Below are 21,106 nucleotides of genomic sequence, written 5' to 3'. Positions count from 1 at the left end.
TGCTACCCAATGCCGGATACGACGCCAGGGCCGGTTCGTGGGACAGCCCTTCACGGCGGCGTCCCCTACGATCGGCGGATGCGGATTCTCTTCGTGTGCACCGGAAACATCTGTCGCTCGCCCACCGCCGAACGGTTGACCACAGCATTTGCCGCCGAGTCGGGGCGGGAGGACCTCGACGCCCACAGTGCGGGCACCAGGGCCGTGGTGGGACACGGCATGGAGCCCACCGCCGCGCTCGTGTTGCAGCAACTCGGGGGTGACCCGGAAGGATTCGCCGCGAGACGGCTGACTCCGGATATCGCAGAGGACGCCGACCTCATCCTCACGATGAGCGAACAGCATCGGGGCGACGTGATCACGCTCGCACCACGGATGATGCGCGTGACGTTCTCGCTGCCGGAAGCCGCGCGCGTGCAGCAGGCTTCGGGCGCCGCGTCCGTCGCGGAACTGGCGGCGGCCCGGGCACAGTTTCCTGCGTCCGGGCCGGAAGACATCGTCGACCCGATCGGCCGCGACGAGGAGACATTCGTCGCGGTCGGATCGGAGATCGCCGACCTGCTGTTACCCCTGCTCGCCCGCATCCGGGCCTGAGCCGTCCGTCGGACGCCGCGGTGTGTGGACCACGGGCCGCGGCTCCGACGAGTGACGACCCTCACCGTTCCGCACGGTCGGCGGGAACTGACCACCCAGAGACCGGCCTTTGCCCGGGGACGACCGCGGCGGGCTCGGTGGGCTCGGCGGACCGGGCGGCGCGACGGGTGCGCCGGTGACGGCAGGGTTTTCCACAGACTGCGTGGGCGCCTCGACCTGCTGTTGCGCCTTCTCGGTGTCGTAGTAGTACCGGTACTCGTACGACGCACCGCGTCGCTTCGCGGGAACCATCGTGAGAATCGTTCCGAGCACCGTCGCGTTGACCGCCTGCAGATTGCCCACCGCGCGGGCGAACTGCTCCCGGGTGGTCTTCCCGTATCGGGCGATGAGCAGGGCACCGTCGGAGATGCGTGTGAGGATCGCCGCGTCGGTGACGGGCAGCAGCGGCGGCGCGTCGATGATGACGTAGTCGAACCGCGACCGCAGTTCGGTGACGACCTCCTCGGCGTGTGCCGAGCCGAGCAGTTCCGACGGATTCGGCGGCAGCGTGCCGGCGGCGAGCACCCACAGCGAATCGAAGCGCGTGGACTGCAGCACGTCGTCCAGGGACGCCTGGTGCGCCAAGACCGTCGACAGGCCTGCCTCACCGAGAGCGCCGAGATACTTCGACACCCGGGGACGCCGGAGGTCGGCCTCGACGAGGACCACCGACTTGCCCGCTTCCGCCAGTACGAGGGCTGTGTTGATGGCCGTGGTGGTCTTGCCTTCGGACGGCACCGAACTGGTGAACACCAGCACGCGCGGAGGGTTGTCCACCTCGAGGAACTGCAGGTTGGTGCGCAGTTCCCGGTATGCCTCGGCGTCGCCGCTGCTGGAATCGGAGAACGAGATGGCCGGCTCTTCGTGACGCAACTTCTCGAGCGGAATGACACCCACGACGCCCGTGCCCGCGATTTCCTCGATGGCGTTGCGATCTTTGACGGTGTTGTCGAGGCGGTCGCGCAAGACGGCCAGTGCGATGCCGAGCAACAGCCCTACCGCGAGCCCCAGCGCGACGTTGCGGGTCGTCTTCGGAGCGATCGGGGTCGACGGGGTCGCGGCGTACTGCTCGACGACCACTCGGGCGGTCGGCTCCCCGCCCCCTTCGGGGGTTTCGAGTTCGCGTGCCATCACGACGAATTCGTCGGACAGGGCGTTCGAGAGGTCACGTGCGCGCTCGGGCGACTCGTCGGTCACGGCCGTGTCGATGAGGACTGTGTCCGGTGTGGACGACGCGGTCACGTTGGCCGCGAGCTCGACCGGCGTGATGTCGGTGATACCGAGCTTGTCGAGCGCGCGCGACGCGACGGTGGTGCCGGCCAGCAGTTCCGTATAGGAGGTCACGCGCTGCTGCGAGAAGAGGTTGCCCTGGTAGATCTCCTGGACCGACGCGCCCGACGACGTCGACACGAACAGCCGTGTCTTCGCTTCGTACTGCGGCGTCGTCAGCAGAGACACGGTAAGTGCGGCGAGCACCGCGACGACGGTCACCCCGGCGATGATCTTCCAGCGCGCCTGGAGAATCCGCATGTAGTCGTGTACTTCCATCAGGTCGTCTCCCTCATTGCGGTGGCAGTGCGTGCGCGTCCTACCGGCGGCGGCGCGGTGTGGAGGCTTTCGAAACTCGACAGCGCACGGTCGAGTAGCGGTCCGATCACCCGAAGCGCGTCCGGCGCGGCCAGTTCGGAATGCCCGAACGGCACGGGATGTTCGACGACGCGACCGTCGACGTATCGTTGCCAGGAGGCAGCGAGGCCGGGGTTCCGGCCGGGATCGGCTGCGGCGACGAACAACTCGATGTCGCCGCGGTAACGCTGTGGTGAGTGGTTCCGGGCGGCCGCTTCGACCGCTTCGGACGCGGCGTGACTGCGTCGACGCACGTCGGCGACCACAGCCTCGGGAACTACGCCCGGATCGGGGGTGATTTCGGCGTCGCCGCCTCTGCCCGTGTCGCCGGCCGGCGGTTCGGGGTGGGACGGTACGAGTTCCGGAGTCAGGGTATCGAGCAACGCGACCACCCCGACACCGTCGCCGGATGCTCTCAGTTGCACAGCCATCTCATGCGCTATCGTGCCGCCGACCGACCACCCGAGCAGGTGATACGGACCTTCCGGCTGCACCCGGCGGATCTCTTCGACATAGCGGGCGGCGAAGTCATGGACGGTATCCGGAAGTCCCGGGTGCGACGGGTCGTCGTCGAGCCCGGTCGCCTGCACCCCGTACAGGGGGCGCCCGCCGAGATAGGGCGCGAGCCCGGCGTACATCCACGACAGTCCGCTCACGGGGTGCACACAGAACACCGGTGGATGCGTGCGGACTCCGGCGGCCAGCGTGACGAGGGTACCGAGGGGATCGACGGCGGCACCGTGCTGCCAGTGCTCGATCCGATCGGCGAGTTCCGCGACCGTCGACGTGGTGAACAGCCATTCGACGGGCACCTCCCGCCCGAGTTCGGTGCGCAGGTCGGTAGCCACGGCCACCGCTCCCATCGAACTGCCTCCCAGGTCGAAGTAGCCGCGGTCCGCGGACACCGACTCCGCAGCCAGACCGAGGTGCCGCGCGAAGAGGGCTGCGACGACGGTCGCGACCTCACCCTCGGGCGCGATGTAGGCGTCGGCGGCGACATGCATGTCGGGTTCGGGAAGAGCGACGCGATCGACCTTGCCCGAGGATGTCAGCGGCAGAGCGTCGACAACGGTCACGGAAGACGGCCGCAGGTGCCGGGGCAACAGGGTGAGCAGATCCCGATTCAGCTCGGCGCCATCGATATTCGTGTGACCTGCCTGGACGTACGAGGCCAGGGCGAGTTCGCCGGCGGGGCCCGGACGCGCGACGGTCACCGCGGCCTCGACCCCCGGCCGGCCCAGCAGGGCAACATCGACCTCGGCGGGCTCGACCCGGATTCCGCGGATCTGCACCTGATCGTCGACACGCGCCGTGTATTCGAGCACCCCGTCCGCCGTCACCCGCACGAGGTCACCCGTGCGATAGAGCCGCTCCCCCGGCACACCGAACGGGTTCGCCACGAAATGACACGCGGTGAGGCCGGACCGGTGGTGGTAGCCCTGTGCCAGCCCCGCACCGCTCACGTACAGTTCGCCGACCGTGCCCGGCGGGACGGGATGCAGGCGCACGTCGAGGATGTGGACGCACGCGCCCGCGACCGGCGTGCCGATCGCCGGCGTCGCCGCGCCGTCCACCGGCCCACCGAGCGACACGGCCACCGTGAATTCCGTGGGGCCGTACCCGTTGAAGAGACGGTGCCGCGACCATCGCCGCGCGAGTGCGGACGGCAATGCCTCGCCCACGGCGAGGACGGTCAGGTTGTCGCGCACTCCGGGGTCGACGGTGGCGAGAACGCTGGGGGTCGCGAACAGATGCGTGATGCCTTCGGCTGCAACGAGGTGCTCGAGTGGTGATCCCGCGAAGGTGTGCTCGGGTGCCACGACGAGCGTCGCCCCGTGGGCATGCGCGGAGAGCAATTCGAAGACCGCCGCGTCGAACGTGTGCGACGACGCGTGCAGCACGCGCGAGCCCGCCGTCAGCCCGAGCCGTCCGCGCTGGATCTCGAGCAACGAGGCGAGACCCCGGTGCGGCACGTCGACGCCCTTGGGCTGCCCGGTGGTGCCGGACGTGTAGACGAGATAGGCGATGTCGTCGGGGGTGACCGCCGGTTTCCGAACGCGATGATCGCCGTGGTCGGCGCTCGCGTCGATCCACGGGAGGCCACCGAGGCCGGAGACGCCCACGGTCAGGCCCACGACGGCTTCCGAGTCGGTGAGCAGTGCGGTCACGCGGGCGGCCGGTTGTGCGAGGTCGAGCGACACCCACGTCGCACCGGCCTTGGCGACCGCCCACACCGCGAGGGGCCAGTACTCGCCGCGCGGAACCGCGATGGCGACGACATCACCTCGACGTACCCCACGGTGGGCGAGTTCGCCGGCGATGTCGTCGGACCGGGCGTCGAGTCCGGCGTACGTCCACGCCACAGTGCCGGTGCGCACGGCGATCTGCCCGGGGTGCCGGGCGACGGTGTCGGCGAAGATCTCGGACAGCGTGCGGGGTTCGACGCCGGGCGTCGCGAGAGGTTGCGGTGCCGGCGAGGCGAGGTCGCCGACGGGCCGTTCGGGTTCGGCGAGGGCGCCGTGCAGGAGGGTGACGAACTCGGTGAGCAGACCGTCGGCGGTGCTGCCGTCGAACAGTTCGGTGGCGTAGATCAGACGCAGGTCGATGCCCGCGTCGTCGTCGGGTCCCGCCGCGTGTTCTACAACTTCGACGACGAGGTCGAACTGCGCGGCGGGTTCTCCGGCCGTGACATCGGCCACGGTGACTCCCGGCAGCAGGGCGCCGGGATCGCGGCCGCTCTCGGCCCGGTGGGTGAGCAACACCTGGAACAGCGGGTGATGCGACGGGTCACGGCGCGGTGCGAGTCGGGCGACGACCTGTTCGAACGGCACGTCGGCGTGGCCTACCGCACCGAGATCCGCCGCCCGCACCGCCCGAAGCAGGTCGGTGAACGGTCTGGCCCGGTCGACCGGGGTGCGGAGCGTCACCGTGCCGACGAACATCCCGACGAGCCGTTCGAGGTCCGGATCGCCGCGACCGGCAACTGCCGTGCCGACCGCGATGTCGTCACGTCCGCTGCGGCGCGCGAGCAGCGTGGCAAGCACGGCGTGGACCACCATGAACACCGTCACGTCGTGCCGGCGGGCGAGCGCACGCAGACGCAGGTGCGTGGACGGGTCGAGATGCGAGACGATCTGCGCACCGAGGTAACTCGGCCGCACGGGACGCGGCCGGTCGAGCGGCAACGGCAGCGGGGCGTCGGGCAGACCGGCGAGTGTGTTCGACCAGTAGTCCAGTTGCCGCGCCGCGAGCGAGTGGGGGTCGTCGGGATCGCCGAGTAGTTCGTGCTGCCAGTGTGCGTAATCGCGGTAGGTGACGGGAAGGCGCTCGAAGTGCGGGGCGCTCCCGCCCAGACGCGCCGTGTACGCGGTCGACAGGTCGGCGAGCAGCGGCCCCAGGGATGCGCCGTCGAAGGCGATGTGGTGCACGGCCGCGGCGAGAACCCAGCGGCCCGGCTCCACATCGAACAGCCGGATGCGCAACGGCGCTTCGGTGGTGAGGTCGAACGGCGTGGCGACCGTCTCGGTCACGGCCCCGGTGAGGTCGGCGGGTGCGCGGTGTACGAGCACCGGGGGCCGGATCGGGACCTGTCCTTCGTCCGTGAACACCGTCCGCAGGATCTCGTGCCTGGCGACGACGTCGCCGAAGGCTGCGCCGAGCGCTGCGGCATCGAGTTCACCGGTGAGCGAGAGTACGACGGGCACGATGTACGCGGTGGTGCCGGGTTCTGCGCGTGCCAGCAGCCAGAGGCGCCGTTGTGCGGGTGCGAGAGGTGCCGGGCCCCCGCGCTCGTAGCGGCGCACCGGGAGAGGCTGTGCGTCGTCGTGTCCGATCCGGGCGGCGAGCGCGGAGAGCGTGGGCGCGGCGAGGATCTCCCGGACCGGAACATCCATCCCGAACGCCTCGGTGAGACGGGCGGCGAACACCACCGCGGACAGCGAGTCTCCACCGGCCGTGAAGAACCCGCGGTGCGCGGCAGGACGCACGCCGAGCACGTCCTCGGCCACTGTCACGACGAGTTCTTCGGCGTCGGAGAGCAGGAGGCCGGCCTGGGCATCGTCTGCGTTCACGAGTGAGGTATCGGCGAGCGCATCGAGTTGTTCGAGGGCATCGAGTTGTTCGAGGACACGGCGGTCGAGTTTGCCGTTGGGCGTGACGGGCAGCGTGCCGATCACGTGCACGCGGGACGGCATGCGGTGCGGCGGAACGACGAGCGCGAGGCGCGAGTGGACATCCTCTGCCGTGAGCCCGGTTCCCGCCGCGAAGGCGACGAGCGTGTCGCCGGTGGTGAGCACTGCAGCCTGCCGGATACCGGGCTGGGCCAGCAGCGTGGCCTCGAGTTCTCCGGGTTCGATACGGACACCGCGCACTTTGAGTTGCCGGTCGGTTCGGCCGAGATACGCCAATGTGCCGTCACTGCGCCGGTGCACGCGGTCGCCCGTCCGGTACATACGGGTGCCGCCGATCGCCGCCACGAATCGTTCCGCGGTCTGCGCCGGTGCGTCGAGGTACCCGTCGGCGAGGCCCTCGCCGGCGAGGTACAACTCGCCGACGGCGCCGCTCGGCACAGGGTGCAGGCGTGCGTCGAGCACGTGGGCGACGGTCCCCGGCACAGGCCGTCCGATACCGGCACTGCGTCCACCGGATGTGGTGTCTGCGTCGATGTCGACGAGGGTGGCGACGATGGTCGATTCGGTGGGACCGTAGGCGTCGAGCATCATGCGACCGGCCGCCCACCGCGCTGCCAGCGCACCCGGCAGCGGTTCACCCCCGGAAGCAACGACTTTCAGCTCCGGCAGCCCTTCCGGGTCGAGGGTGCCCAGAACCGTCGGTGTCGAGAGGTAGTGGGTGATGTGCTCGCGAATGAGGAGCCGGTGCAGGTCGGGTCCCGCGTACACGTCGGGGGGCGCGACGACGAGTGTGGCACCGGTGGTGTGCGCGAGCATCAGTTCGAGCAGCGCGGCATCGAACGCCGGGGAATAGCCGTGCAGTACGCGGTCACCCGGCCCCACCCGGTACCGGCACGCCACTTCGGCTGCGAGGGGCGCGAGCCCCCGGTGCGTCACCGCGACCTGCTTGGGAACGCCGGTCGACCCGGACGTGGTGACGACGTATGCGACCTCCGGCGGGCACGTCTGGCCGACGTCGGACGAGTCGGTGAAGGCCGCACCGGTTTTGGTGATCGCCCAGAGTGTCCTGATGTACCCGGTACTGCGAGGCAGGCCGATCGGCACGACGACACCCGGCCCGGCACCCTGTGTCCGCAGTTCGTCGGCCAGTTCGTCGGACTGCTCGTCGAGTTCGCGATAGGTCAGGACCGCATCGGCGCCGCGCAGCGCCTCTCGGTCGGGATGCGCTGCGGCCGCCGCCCGCAGCAGGTCGGCGAGGGTGCGGACGGGTGCGGGGGTGTCCCCTACCAGCGGATCGGCGGGCGCGTCGAACACCGCGTCGCCGACCGGGGCGTCCGGGGTATTCACCAGCACGCCGAGCAGTGCCACGAAGCCGGTCGCGAGAAGCCCTGCGGTGTGGTCCGAGAATCGTGATCGGTCGTAGAGCACCGTGCCCGCATATCCGGACGACTCCGGTGCAAGTGCGAAGTGCAGGTCGAATTGCGCTGCGCTCTCGATCCTCTCGCGAGCTTCGATGGTGAGGTCGCCGAGAGGTGCGATGCCGGTACCGAAATCCTGGAGGGCGAGCGCAACCTGGGGAGCCGGAACCTTCAGTTCCGCCAGGGCATGTTCGAACGGCACCGATGCGTGGTCGAGGGCCGCGACGTCGAAGTCCCGGACCTGTGCGAGCAACCCGCTGAACGGCATGTCGGGTGCCACCCGGGCACGCAGCACGAGGGTGGTGAGGAACGGCCCGATGAGGTCTTCGAGTTGCGACCAGCGCCGGCCGCCGACGACTGCTGCCACGGCGATGTCATCGTGTGCGGCGAGGCGCGCGAGCAGTACCGACAGGGCCGCGTGCAGCACCATGAACTCGGTGGCGCCGTGAGCGCGCGCCATCTCGGACACGGCGTCGCGAACATCGGCGGGCACCCTGAACTCCACGGCCCGGGCGGCGGGCCCGGCACCGGTGGGCTCGACCGGGAGTTCCGCGGCCACCAGGCCGTCCAGCGCCTGCCGCCAGTGTGCGATGTCGGCTTCGGAGACGCCACGTTCGGCTTCCCACAGCGCGTAGTCGGCGTACTGCAGAGGCAGCGGCTCCCACCGCGGGCTGTGCCCGGCCGTGCGCGCCAGGTAGGCGACGCCGACATCCCGCAGCAACGGTCGCAGCGACGTGCCGTCGGCTATCGAATGGTCCACGTCGAAGTGCAGGATGTGGCGGTGGGTGTCGACGCGTTCGAGATGCGCGTGCCACAGCGTGCTGCGGGGTTCGTCCCCGATCACCTGATACACGTCGTCGCCGGTGACGACGTACTCGGTGCGCAGGATGTCGTGCCGGTGCGCGACATCGGCGAGGGCGGAGTGCAGCGCGTCCACGTCGAGTGGTCCGTCGACGCGCACCTCGCTGCGCAGCCGGTAGGCACCGGGCGCGAGGGCGTTCAGTCCCCAGAGGCGGCGCTGGGCGCGGCCGAGCGGGATGCGCTCGGGCCGCGGCGACACCGCCACCGGTCCGGCGTCTTCCTCGAACCCTCCGGCCTCGAGCGCGGCCGCGAGCGCGTCCACGGTCGGGTGGGCGAACACTGTTCGCAGCGGCACAGCGGCGCCCGTCTCTTCCCGCAACCGGCCGACAAGCACGGTGGCGAGCAGCGAGTTCCCGCCGATGGCGAAGAAGTCGTCGGTCCGGCCCACCCGCGCGGGCTCTGCACCGTCGCCGAGGATCTCGCCGAGTATCCCGGCGATCACCGCTTCGGTCTGCGTCGCCGGTGGCACGGTCCCGTCCGCCGGGTCTCCGGCAGGACGAGGTTCGGGCAACGCGGCGGTGTCGACCTTGCCGTGCGCCGTCAGCGGGATGGCATCGACCGGAACCACCACCGCCGGTACGAGATGCGCCGGAAGCACGGACCGCAGACGCCGGCGTACGTCGTCGGTCTCGACTGCCGCGGGAGTGATGTACGAGACGAGCCGGCCGTCGCGCGCGACGGTGACGGCGCGGTCGATGCCCTCGAATGAGCTGAGCGCGGCGTCCACCTCCCCCGGTTCGATGCGGACACCGCGGAGTTTGATCTGAGCGTCACTGCGCCCGACGAAGTCCAGGGTTCCGTCGTACCGCCACCGAACGAGGTCGCCGGTGCGGTAACGCCGAGTGCCACGGGGTCCTGCGACGAACCGTTCGGCTGTTCGGGTGGGGGCGTTGCGGTACCCGTGGGCGATCCGTCCGCCCGAGACGTAGAGTTCGCCGATCACCCCGACGGGTACCGGCTGGAGTCGCTCGTCGAGGACATCGGCGGTGACGCCGCGCACGGGGACACCGATCCCGAGACCGCCCCCGGCGCGCATCGGCTGCGACGCGGTGACGAAGACCGTCCCCTCCGCGGGACCGTATCCGTTGAGAAGCGCACGCTGCGATCCCCAGCGTTCGACGAGCGCCGGAGTTACCCGGTCACCCCCGAGCATGACCATGCGCAGGTGCGGCAGGTCGCGGACGGGGATCGTGGCGAGCGTCGAGGGCGTCAGCACTGCGTGCGTGACGGCGTGGCGTTCGAGAAGGCCGCCCAGCGCGTCACCGGCATAGCTCTCGGAGTCTGCGATGACGAGAGTCGCGCCGGAGATGCCCGCGACAAGAAGTTCGAGCATCGCGGCGTCGAAACTCGGTGCCGCGACGTGCAGTACCCGATCACCCGGCACCGCTCCGAAGTATTCGCCGACGTCCTCGGCGAGTGCGCTGACGCCGCGCTGGGTGATGGTGACGCCCTTCGGGTTTCCGGATGTTCCGGAGGTGAACACGATGTAGGCGGGCGAGTCCGGCGCCGGTTCGGCCGCGAGGTCGAGTGGTTCCTCCTCGTCGGCATCCACGTCGAGCCACACCAGCGTGGCGGGCAGCGTGGCGGCGTCACCCACACCGACGGTGACATGCCCGATCATGGTCTCGAGGCGCGCCGCGGGCTGGTCCGGATCGACGAGCATCGGCGCAGCGCCGCACCGCACGATTCCCCACACGGCGACCACCGATTCGAGCGAGCGGGGCAGCGCGCAGGCGACCGCGTCGCCCGGCCGGACTCCCACAGCCTGAAGGCGTGCCGCGAGAGCGTCGGCGCGGTGCAGCAGTTCGGGATAGGTGAGGCCGCGATCACCGTCGCGTGCTGCCTGGTGCGCACCTCCCAGTTCTGCTCCTGCCGTGAGCCACCGGCGCAGCGAGCGCACCGGTCCGGCCACGGGTCCGACGTGCCGTACGACGGCCGGCCCGGGGAGTTCGATGTCGCCGACGCGCACCGCCGGGTCGTCGACAGCGGCGTCGAGGATCGCCTGATAGCGGTCCGCGTACACCGCGATCGTCTCGTCGTCGTACAGATCGGTGCTGTAGAAGAATTCGAGATCGAAGCCGGCCGGAGTCTCGGTTGCGGTGAGTTGTACGTCGTGGTTGGCGTATTCGGCGTCGACGGGCAGGACCGTCGCCGCCAGTCCGGGCAGGTCCATCGTCGTCGGCACCGGGCGCGCGAGCGACAGCGCGACCTGGAACAGCGGGTGCCGGGCTTCCACGCGGGTGGGGTTGAGCATCTCGACCAGCGTCTCGAACGGCGCATCGGGCTGCATGTACGCATCGAGGTCGCGGGCGTGCGCCTCGGCAAGGAGGTCCGCGAAGGACCCATCGGGGTCGACCGCGGTCCGCAACACCAGGGTTCCTGCATACATGCCGACGAGTTCGTCGAGTTCCGGCGCGCCGCGGCCGGAGACCACCGTGCCGATGGGGATGTCCCGCCCCGCGCCGTGCCGGGTGAGCAGGGCGGCGAGCGCCGCATGGAGGACCATGAACACCGTGGCGTGGCGGTCACGCGCGAGGTCGTGCAGTCCGCGCACGAGTCGGGCGTCGAGCGTGATCGTGTGGCTCCGGCCTCGGCCTGTGGGCCGCGCGGGCCGGGGACGATCCGTGGGCAGCGTCGCTTCGTCGGGGAGTCCGGCGAGGCGATCGGCCCACGGTGCCACCTGGATGCCGGCGATACCGCGTTGCCAGCGAGCAAAGTCGGTGTAGTGCAACGGAAGTGGCGGAAGTTCCGAGCCGGAACCTACGGTACGACTCTCGTAGGCCGCGGCCAGGTCACGCACCAGCGGCGTCAGCGACCAGCCGTCGGCCGCGATGTGGTGCACCACCACGACCAGTACGTGCCGGTCCGGGCCGGTGCGGTACAGCCGCACACGCATCGGCCGGTCGACGGTGAGATCGAAACCGGTGGTGGCGACGTCTCGGACGAAGTCGTCGAGCGCGTCGGCGGGAACGGCGACGGGACCGAGATCGGGTGCCTGGGCGGGCAGCACCGTGTACCGGCCGGCCGCGGGATAGATCGTGCGCAGCGTGCGGTGCCGCTCGGTCACATCCGCGACGGCGGCGGCGAACGCGGCGATGTCGAGGGCGCCGTCGAGCCGCACTGCGAAGGGCAGGTTGTAGCCGGCCGACGAGGTGTCGAGCCGGTTCACGAACCACAGGCGCTGCTGGGCGGCGGACAGCGGCGCGGGAGCAGTGTCGTCGGCGACGATCGGCGCCCGGCTTCCGGCACCCCGGTGCAGCGACACCCGTTCTGCCAGAGCGGATACCGTGCGCGCCTCGAAGACGTCGCGGATCGTGACGTCGACGTCCGCCACGGCGGACAGTCGTCCCGCGAGCCGGGTGGCGAGCAACGAGTGGCCGCCCAGGTGGAAGAAGTCGGCGTCGGCCGCCACTGTCCCCTCGATACCGAGCAGTTCGCGGTAGACCTCGGCGACGAGTTCCTCGACGGGACCGTGCGGAGCGGTGCGGCCACCGGCGGATACCGCGGGTGCTGGCAGCGCGTCGTGGTCGAGCTTGCCGTTGGCAGTGCGGGGCAGCGTGTCGACGACGACGGCAGCGGACGGAACGAGGTAGTCCGGCAGCACAGTGCGCAACTCGCGCAACACCTCCGGGCCACTGCCGCCGACCAGGTACGCGACCAGCATGCCGTCCCGCAGGACGACCGCGGACTGGGCGACGCCCTCGCACCGCAGCAGGGCGGCTTCGACTTCGGCGGGTTCGATCCGGTAGCCGCGCAGTTCGATCTGCTGATCGGCCCGCCCGAGATACTGCAGCGTTCCGGCGCGATCGCTGCGGCCGAGATCGCCGGTGCGATAGCGGCGCGCACCACCGGGCGCGGCGACGAAACGGGCGGCGGTGAGCGCGGGCCGGTCTCGGTATCCCCGAGCCACCTGAGCCCCTGTGACATACAGTTCGCCGACGGCACGCGGCAGGGCAGGCCGCAGCGAGGCGTCGAGTATCGAGACCGACACTCCCGGCAGAGGCACGCCGATGCCGGCAACGGTGGCGTCGCCGGCGGTGACGTGCACGGTGGTCTCGGTGATGCCGAACATGTTGACGGTGCGCACATGCGGGTGCGTATCGGCCCACGGCACGACGCGGTCGGGTTCGAGCGCTTCGCCACCGAAGATGAGCAGCCGCAACGATGTCAGGTCCGCCTGAACAGTGGAGAGTTGCGAGAAGGCGGTCGGTGTCTGGTTGAGCACCGTCACCTGTTCGCGGTCGATCAGCGCTGCGACGGCCTGCGGGTCGCGGGCCGTGAGGTGATCCACGACCACGAGACGGCCGCCGGTGGTGAGCGGACCCCACATCTCCCACACGGAGAAGTCGAACGCCGGCGAGTGGAACAGGGTCCATACGTCGGCAGGTCCGAAGCCGAAGCCGGTGGTCGCGGCGAGCAGTGCCAGCACGTTGCGGTGGGTGACGAGTACGCCTTTCGGCACCCCGGTGGAGCCGGACGTGTAGATCAGGTAGGCGCCCTGATCGGGCAGCACCGGTGCGTCGAAGTCCGCGCCATCGTCCACCCGTGCGGCCACGGCGTCGTCGTCGAGGTACACGGCGGGCACCCGTGCGTCGAAGCCGCGGCGAGCGATCAGCAGCGCCGGTCGGGCGTCGTCGAACAGAGCGCGCAGCCGAGCGGGCGGATGTGTGACATCGACCGGCAGGTAGGCCGCACCGACGCGGGTCACGGCGAAGATCGCGACAAGCAGTTCTGCGGACCGCGGCAGGGCGACGGCCACGACGTCGTCGGGCCCGACATCCTGTTCGGCCAGAACAGCTGCGAGACCACCCGAGCGTGACCACAGCTGACCGTAGGTCAGCGATTCTCCGTCCGCGAGCACGGCCACGGCCTCGGCGTCGTCGGCCACGCGCTGCGCCACGAGTCCGGGCAGCGAGTGCGCGGCCAGTGGCAGCGGTGCACAGTCCGGGGTGTCGGCCGTTCCCCCCGGCTCGATACCGCCCACGGTCACACCCGGATCCGCGGTGACCGCGTCCAGGATGCCCGCGAACCACGTGCCCCACTGCGCGACGGTGTCGGCGTCGAACAGGTCGGCGGCATAGGTGAAGATGCCGTCGAGCCCAGCGGGTGTTCCGGTCTCGGAACGCCGTTCGCGGATCGTCACCTCGAGGTCCACGCGCGCGGGGACGGCCGAGATGTCCCGGATCCGTGCCGTCCCACCGGGCAGGTCGAGCATGTCGACGGCGAACGTCTCGTACGCGAGGATCGTCTGGAACAACGGATGGTGCCCGGACGGGCCGGCGCCCACCGCGTCGACGATCCGGTCGAACGGCACGTCCGCGTGCGCGAACGCGCCGAGATCCACGCGCCGGGTTTCGGCCAGCAGGTCGGCGAAGGTGGTGCGGGGGCGGACGGGCAACCGCAACGGCACGGTGCCGACGAACATGCCGACCATGTCGTCCAGGGCGGCATCGCTGCGTCCCGACACGGGCGTACCGATCGTGACATCGTCCGTTGCGGCGAGAGCGGCCAGCAGGGTGGCGAGCGCCGCGTGCACCACCATGAATGCCGTGGCATCGTGGGCGCGAGCGAGTTTATCCACAGCGGTGTGGATTTCGGCGGGTACCGAGAAGCTCACCTGCGCCGCGGCGCCGTCACCGGAGGCTCGCCGGGGCCGGTCGGTGGGCAGGGCGAGCATCGGCGGCGCCGCGGCGAGGGTGTGCTTCCAGTACTCGAGTTGCCGTGCGGCGAGGCTGCCGGGGTCGGTTTCGTCGCCCAGCAGGCGGTGGTGCCAGCGTGCGTAGTCGCGGTAGGTGACGGCCGGTTCCGGCCAGACGGGAGCGTGACCGTCCCGGCGGGCGTTGTAGGCGGTGGCGGCATCGCGTCCCAGTGGCAGCAGCGACAGGCCGTCGACGCAGATGTGGTGCAGCACCACCGCGAGGACGTACCCGCTTTCCCGCCGGTAGAGACGCATACGGATCGGTGGATCGACGGTGAGATCGAAGCTCTCGCGGGCGAAGCCGAGCAACTCCGTTTCGACCTCCGCCTGCGCCTCGACGGGTGCGAGGTCGATGTCGACGGATGTGAGAACCCGCTGATACGGACCGTTCGGCCCGTCGGGGAAGACCGTCCGCAGTGTGTCGTGGCGACTCACCACGTCCTGGGCTGCGGCACGCACCGCGTCCGGGTCGAGTCGGCTGTCGAACTCGGCCGAGAACGCGATGTGGTCGCCGCCCCCGGCACCGCCGGCGACGTCGAACCGGTTCAGCAGCCACATGCGTTGCTGGGCGGGCGCGAGCGGTGTCTCGTCGTCGGCGTCGAGGTGGACGATCGGGAGGGTCTCGTCACCGTCGCCACGCTCGGCGAGAAGGTGGGCGAGCGAGCCGACCGTGGGGTGTTCGAAGATGTCCCGGACCCCGATGCGGCGTCCCGCTACAGCACTCAGCCGGGTCGCGAGTTGTGTTGCGATCAAAGAATTTCCGCCGATCGCAAAGAAATCGTCGCGATGGTTCACTGCGGAGATCGAGAGCAGGTCCGCGACGATCCGCGCGGCCAGTTCTTCGCCCGGACCGCGATATCCGTCGTCCGGACCGGACCGGGGGGTGGGTGCGGGCAGCGCAGCGCGATCGATCTTGCCGGTCGGGGTCAGGGGCAGCGCATCGAGCACGGTGACGGTCGCGGGCACCATGTGCCTCGGAAGCCGGGTTGCCGCCCATTCCCGGATGTCGTCCGGGTCGAGGTCGGTGTCGCGGGCCTGCACGTAGGTGACGAGCGCGTCGTCGCGTACGACGGTGACGGCGGTGTTCACGCCTGCGTAGCCCTGCAGAACGGTGTCGATCTCGCCGAGTTCGATCCGGAAGCCCCGGATCTTCACCTGGTGGTCGGTGCGACCCGCGAATTCGAGAGCGGCTCGGTCGCCCACCCGGGTCCAGCGGACAAAATCACCGGTGCGGTACATGCGGCCGACACCGAATGGTGAGGCAACGAACCGCTCGGCGGTCTGTCCCGGTGCGTCGAGATACCCCCGGGCCACGCCTTGGCCCAGCAGATACAGTTCGCCGGTTACTCCCTCGGCGACGTGGCGCAACCGGTTGTTGAGCACGACGGGTGTGACGCCGACGAGGCCGGAGCCGATGGTGAGCGGCTGTCCGGGTTCGAACGGCTCGGATGAGGTTGCCAGGACCGTCGTTTCACTGGGGCCGTACACGTTGAGCACCGTGCGTCCCTGTGCCCAGCGTTGCGCGGTGTCGACCGGCCATGCCTCGCCGCCGATCGCGACCACGCTCAGGTCGTCCAGATCGGTGGGGTCCAGACGCGCGGGCACCGACGGTGTGGTGAACCAGTGCGTGATGCGCTCGGAACGGAGCAACTCGAGCAACTCCTCGCCGCCGTAGACGTCCGCGGGTGCCACGACGAGCGTGCCGCCCGACGCCAGAGCCAGGACGTACTCCAGGACGGCCGCGTCGAATGCGGGCGATGCAAAATGCATCACGCGTGCATCGCTGCTCAGGGCGAACCTGTCGTGGAACGACTGTGCCAGCGGCCCCAGCCCGCGATGTGTCACCACGACACCCTTGGGGCTGCCCGTCGATCCCGACGTGTAGACCACGTAGGCGGTGTTGCCGATACGGATCGGGCGCACCCGGTCGGCGTCGGTGATCTCCCCGATATCCCCGGTCGTGGTGAACGGTACCGCGCGCACGTCGCCGGGAAGCGCTACACCCGGTCCGGCGATGGCGTGGCGGACACCGGAATCGGCGAGCAACGCGGCGATACGGACCGGCGGCTGATGGGGATCGATGGGCACGAACGCGGCACCGGCGAGCGCGACGGCTGCCGCCGCCACCACCGAGTGCGTCGAGCGCGGCAGCAGCACGGCCACTCGGTCTTCGGTTCCGAGTCCGAGCCCGATCAGGTTCCACGCCAGCGGGCGCGCGGCGGTGGCGATGTGTACCGGTTCCGAGCCGGGATCGGCGACCCGAGCGGGTGAGCGGTCGATGAGTTCGGCGAACGTCGTCTCGTGCCCCTCGGCAGCAGTCTCGACATCGTGAGGGCCCAGGTCGAGGTCGCCCACGGGTTGTGACGGGTCGCGCACGATCTGCTCGAGCACCGAGGTCAGGCGCGACGACCACGTGGAGATGGTCACGTCGTCGAACAGCGACGAGTCGTAGACGAGACGACCGGTCAGTGTTCCGTCGCGCAGTTCGCTCAGCGAGATCTCGAGCTCGAATCGCGCTTGCGTGGGGTCGATCTCGCGCGCCTGCACCGTCATATCCGGCAGTTCGAGGTCGGGAACGTCGACGTTGTCGTAGGCGAGCATCACGCGGAACGGAGTGAATCCGAGAGCATCGACGACATCGTCGAATGGCACGGTCGCGTGCGCGAAGGCATCGAGGTCGGCAGCGCGGGCGGTGGCGAGCAGGTCTGTGAAGGGCTGCGCCGGATCCACATCCACGCGCAGCGTGACCGTGCCGACGAACATTCCCACCAGGTCTTCCAGGTCGGGATGATCACGTCCGGCGGTCCCCGTACCGATGGCGATGTCGCGTTCCGCTGTCCAGGCCGATAGCCACACCGAGACCGCGGCGTGAACAGCCATGAACGTGGTGGCATCGTGGGCGTGCGCGAGAGAACGCAGCGCGCGGGCCGTCTCCAACGGGACGGTCACGTCGGCCGACGACGCGGGGCCGAGGCCGCGGGTGCGGGGCCGGTCGGTGGGCAGCGGTGCCGCTTCGCTCAGTCCCTTCAGAGTTGCACGCCAGAAGCCGAGTTCGACAGCGGCCCGGCTGTCGGCCGAGTGGGGATCGCCGAGGCGGTCGCGGTGCCATCGGGCGTAATCGCGATAGTGCAGAGGTAGCGGTGTCCACGCCGGCACCTCGCCGCGGGTGCGAGCGAGGTAGGCGGCCGCCACATCTCGGGTGAGCGGCGCGAACGAGGCACCGTCGAGAGCGATGTGGTGTGCGACCACGGCAAGTACGTGGCGGTCGTCCGCGACGCGGAACAAGCGGACGCGGAAGGGAATGTCGGTGGTGAGGTCGAAGGGTTCGGTCGACCACGTCCTGATCGTCTCGACCAGCGCATTCTCTCGGGCTGCAGAGGGTTCCAGATCGACGAAGGCGCACGCTTCCGGTAGTGGCAGCACGTGCTGGAACGCTGCTTCTTCGGTGTGCACGAATACGGTGCGCAGGCTCTCGTGCCGGCCGAGGACGTCGGTGAGCGCGGACCGGAGCGCCTCGAGGGCGAGGCGACCGTCGAGATGTAACGCCCACGGCAGGTGGTAGGCGGCAGAGTCGCTGTGCACACGGGCGAGGAGCAGCAGGCGACGTTGCGCCGGGGCCAGTGGTGCCGGTCCATCGTCCGCCGTTGCGACCGGGGCGGGCACGGCGACCGGTCGTTCGACGGCAGCGGCGGCCAGCCTCGCAACAGTCGGATGCGCGAACACATCGCGGAGGTTCACCTCGCGCCCCAGGGCGGCGCTGAGCCGGGCAGCAAGTTGTGTCGCACCGAGGGAGTGACCGCCGAGGGCGAAGAAGTCGTCGTCGGCCGTGACGTCCGTCGTGCCGGTCAGGCCGGAGACCAAGGAGGCGATGAGGATCTCGACGGCCCCGACCGGCGGGCGCGAAAGAGTCACCGGGAGAGCAGGTTCGGGCAGCGCGCGGCGGTCGACTTTGCCGCCGGGAGTCAGAGGCAGCGCGTCGAGGACCGTAACGGACGCGGGCCGCAGATATACCGGCAACTGTTCTGCCAGGCGGGCGGTGAGATCGGCCGGGTCGACGTCGCCCACCACATACGCCGAGAGGTTCTCGCCGCGCACTGCGACGGCAGCAGAGTTCACCGAGGCGAACGAGGCGAGCACTGCTTCGATTTCGCCGGGTTCGATGCGGCGACCGCGAATCTTGACCTGCTGGTCGGCACGGCCGAGGAACTCGAGTTCGCCGCTCTCGTTCCAGCGGACCCGGTCGCCCGTCCGGTACATCCGGCCGCCGAACGGCGAGGCGACGAAGCGCTCGGCAGTGAGGGCCGGCGCGGCGCGGTAACCACGTGCGAGCCCCGGTCCTCCCAGGTAGAGCTCACCGATCACTCCGGGTGGCACCGGGTGCAGGCGCGCGTCGAGCACGACAGCCGTCATCCCGTCGATCGGCCGCCCGATGGGTACACCGCCCCCCGGCGACAGCGGATCGCTGAGTGTGGCGAGCACGGTGGCCTCGGTGGGGCCGTACGCATTGAGCAGAGTGCGGTCCGCCGACCAACGGTCGGCGACGTTCCGAGGAAGGGCTTCGCCACCTGCGTCGACCACCCGCAGGTCCGGCAACCCCGATTCGGATGTCACTGCCAGCACGGCCGGCGCAGTGACGGCGTGGGTCACCGCTTCCGCTCGAAGTAGGGAGGTGAGCGCCGGACCGCCCACGACCTCGGCGGGGCAGACGACCACGGTGGCGCCGGCGTCGAACGCGAGAAGCAATTCTTGCAGCGACGCATCGACAGTGGGCGCGGCCAGGTGCAGCACGCGCGAATCGGAGTCGGCGCGGTAGCGGCTGCGGAGGGCCGCGACCAGTGCGGACAGTCCGCCGTGACCGACGGTGACCGCCTTCGGAACACCTGTGGACCCCGACGTGTGGATCACCCAGGCCGGATTGCCGGGATGCAGTGGGCGCAACCGGTCTCGGGCCGTGAACTCGTCGGACGGGATATCGCCGGCAGGCGGGGCGATGCGCGTAACGTGATCCGGCAGAGAGACACCGTCCTGCGCGACGGCCACGCCTACCTCGGACAGCATCTCGGCGAGACGACGAGCAGGTGTTCCCGGGTCGAGCGGGGTGTAGGCCGCACCGGTCTTCGCGACCGCCCACAAGGCCACCACCGAGTCGACCGAGCGCGGCAGCACCACCGCGACGAGATCCTCGGATCCGGCGCCGGCTGACACGAGTTGGTGTGCGAGGCGGTCGGAGCGCGCGTCCAGTTCGCGGTACGTGACGGCCAGGCCACCGTCGCGGACGGCAATCGCGTCGCTGGTGGCGTGCGAGCAGATCAGGTCGGGTAGCAGTTGCGACGGGGGTGCGTCGTCACCGCGGGCCGGGGTCAGCCCCTCGAGTTCCGTATCGTCTGCGAGCGGCAAGTCGCCGAGCGGAGTCGTCCGGTCCTGGACGAAATGGGACAGAAACGCGAGGAACCGAATGTGCTGCAGGTTCAGGAGTTCGGGGCTGTAGAGAGCGGGGTTCGCCTCGAAGTCGATGCGGGTGGAGCGCCCGGCGATACCCGGATACACGTTGACGGACAGATCCTCGATCGGACCGGTGGACTGCACGTGGAAGTCGCCCACGACATCGCCGAATCGGATCTGGGGATGGAACATCATCAAGTTCACGACGGGACCGAATGCGCTGCGCGTGTCGCCGAAATCGCGGCCCAGTTCCCGCAGGTCCACAAGCATGTCTTCGTACCTGTAGCGCTGATGCCGCAACGCGCCGGTGAGTTCGAGTTGCACGTCACGAATGAGGTCGGAGGCCGACGCGGACGGCTCGACGCGTACCCGTAGGGGCACCACATTCGAGACCACCCCGGTCGACCGGCGCAACGGTGCGGTCGTACGGGCCGACACCGGAAGACTGAGCACTACGTCGGAACTGCCGTTGGTGCGCGCGAGAAACGCGGCGAATGCGGCGACGACGACGGGTACATCGGTGGAGTTAGCGTCGTGAGCGAGCGCCGCGACAGCTTCGACCACCTCACGCGAAACATCCGCACCAGCCTGCCGAGCGGGGACAGATGCCGGTGCGGAACCGTCTGCGAGCGACAGCGACTCGGGCAGGTCGGCCAGTCGCTGCGACCAGTACTCACGGTCGCCCGCCTGCCGCGACGAACCCGCGTAGGCCGCTTCCCATTCGATGATCTTCGCGAGGGGCATCGACCTGACCGGCGGAGTATCCAGGCCGGCGCTCCACGCCGTGTACAGGTCCGCGCAGCGGTGCATCAGAGTCATCGCGCCGTGCCCATCGAGGGCAATGTGGTGAACGTAGCTCGAGAGGATGTAGCGATCCTCTCCGATGTGCAACACAGCAGTCGCGATCAGACGGTCCCGAAGGGGATCGACACGCTTCGCGAACTGCTGAGTCATCCAGCGATGAGCAGCGTCCTCCGGGTCGTCGGCAGCACGAAAGTCGAGATACGGGACATCGTCCTCGAAGTCGATATCGATTCTCTGTTCGGGAAGACCGTCCCCCGGAACCAGAAAGAGGAAGCCGGATTCGACGTCGCGCCCACCCTGCACACACGCTTTGCGCAGAAGGTCGTGGTCGAGGACACCGAACAATTCTACGTATTGCGCGATAATGAACGGAATGTCCGAATTCAATTGTTGCGCATACCAGAGGCCTCGCTGGCTAGGGGACAGCGGAAAACGTTGCACCGCACTCCCTCACCTCGCCCGATATGACAGATTCGACTGATCCACGAGCGAGT

At 69.6% G+C, this 21,106-nt stretch carries 3 protein-coding genes; 1 reads left to right on the top strand and 2 read right to left on the bottom strand.

The window, feature by feature from the left end; translation table 11 throughout:
- Positions 1–78 precede the first annotated feature (78 nt).
- A complete protein-coding gene (locus HF877_RS00355; protein WP_169618979.1) occupies positions 79–594 on the top strand; it encodes a protein tyrosine phosphatase in 516 nt (171 codons plus the stop codon).
- Here HF877_RS00355 and HF877_RS00350 read toward each other — a convergent pair.
- The gene (locus HF877_RS00350; RefSeq protein WP_169618977.1) at positions 565–2,181 is read right to left on the bottom strand and encodes a polysaccharide biosynthesis tyrosine autokinase; all 1,617 of its coding nucleotides are present in this window, start codon (positions 2,179–2,181) and stop codon (positions 565–567) included. The two genes, HF877_RS00355 and HF877_RS00350, sit on opposite strands and share 30 nt — an antisense overlap.
- Positions 2,181–21,053: a non-ribosomal peptide synthetase gene (locus HF877_RS00345; RefSeq protein ID WP_169618975.1), complete on the bottom strand. Its 18,873-nt coding sequence runs from the start codon at positions 21,051–21,053 to the stop codon at positions 2,181–2,183. The genes HF877_RS00350 and HF877_RS00345 overlap by 1 nt, the downstream gene beginning before the upstream one ends.
- Positions 21,054–21,106: the final 53 nt, after the last annotated feature.

It is taken from the genome of Rhodococcus sp. BL-253-APC-6A1W, assembly GCF_012843405.1.
Taxonomy (GTDB): Bacteria; Actinomycetota; Actinomycetes; order Mycobacteriales; family Mycobacteriaceae; genus Rhodococcus.
The sequence above is the reverse complement of the archived record's forward strand: the minus strand, read 5'-3'. Positions and strand labels throughout refer to the sequence as shown.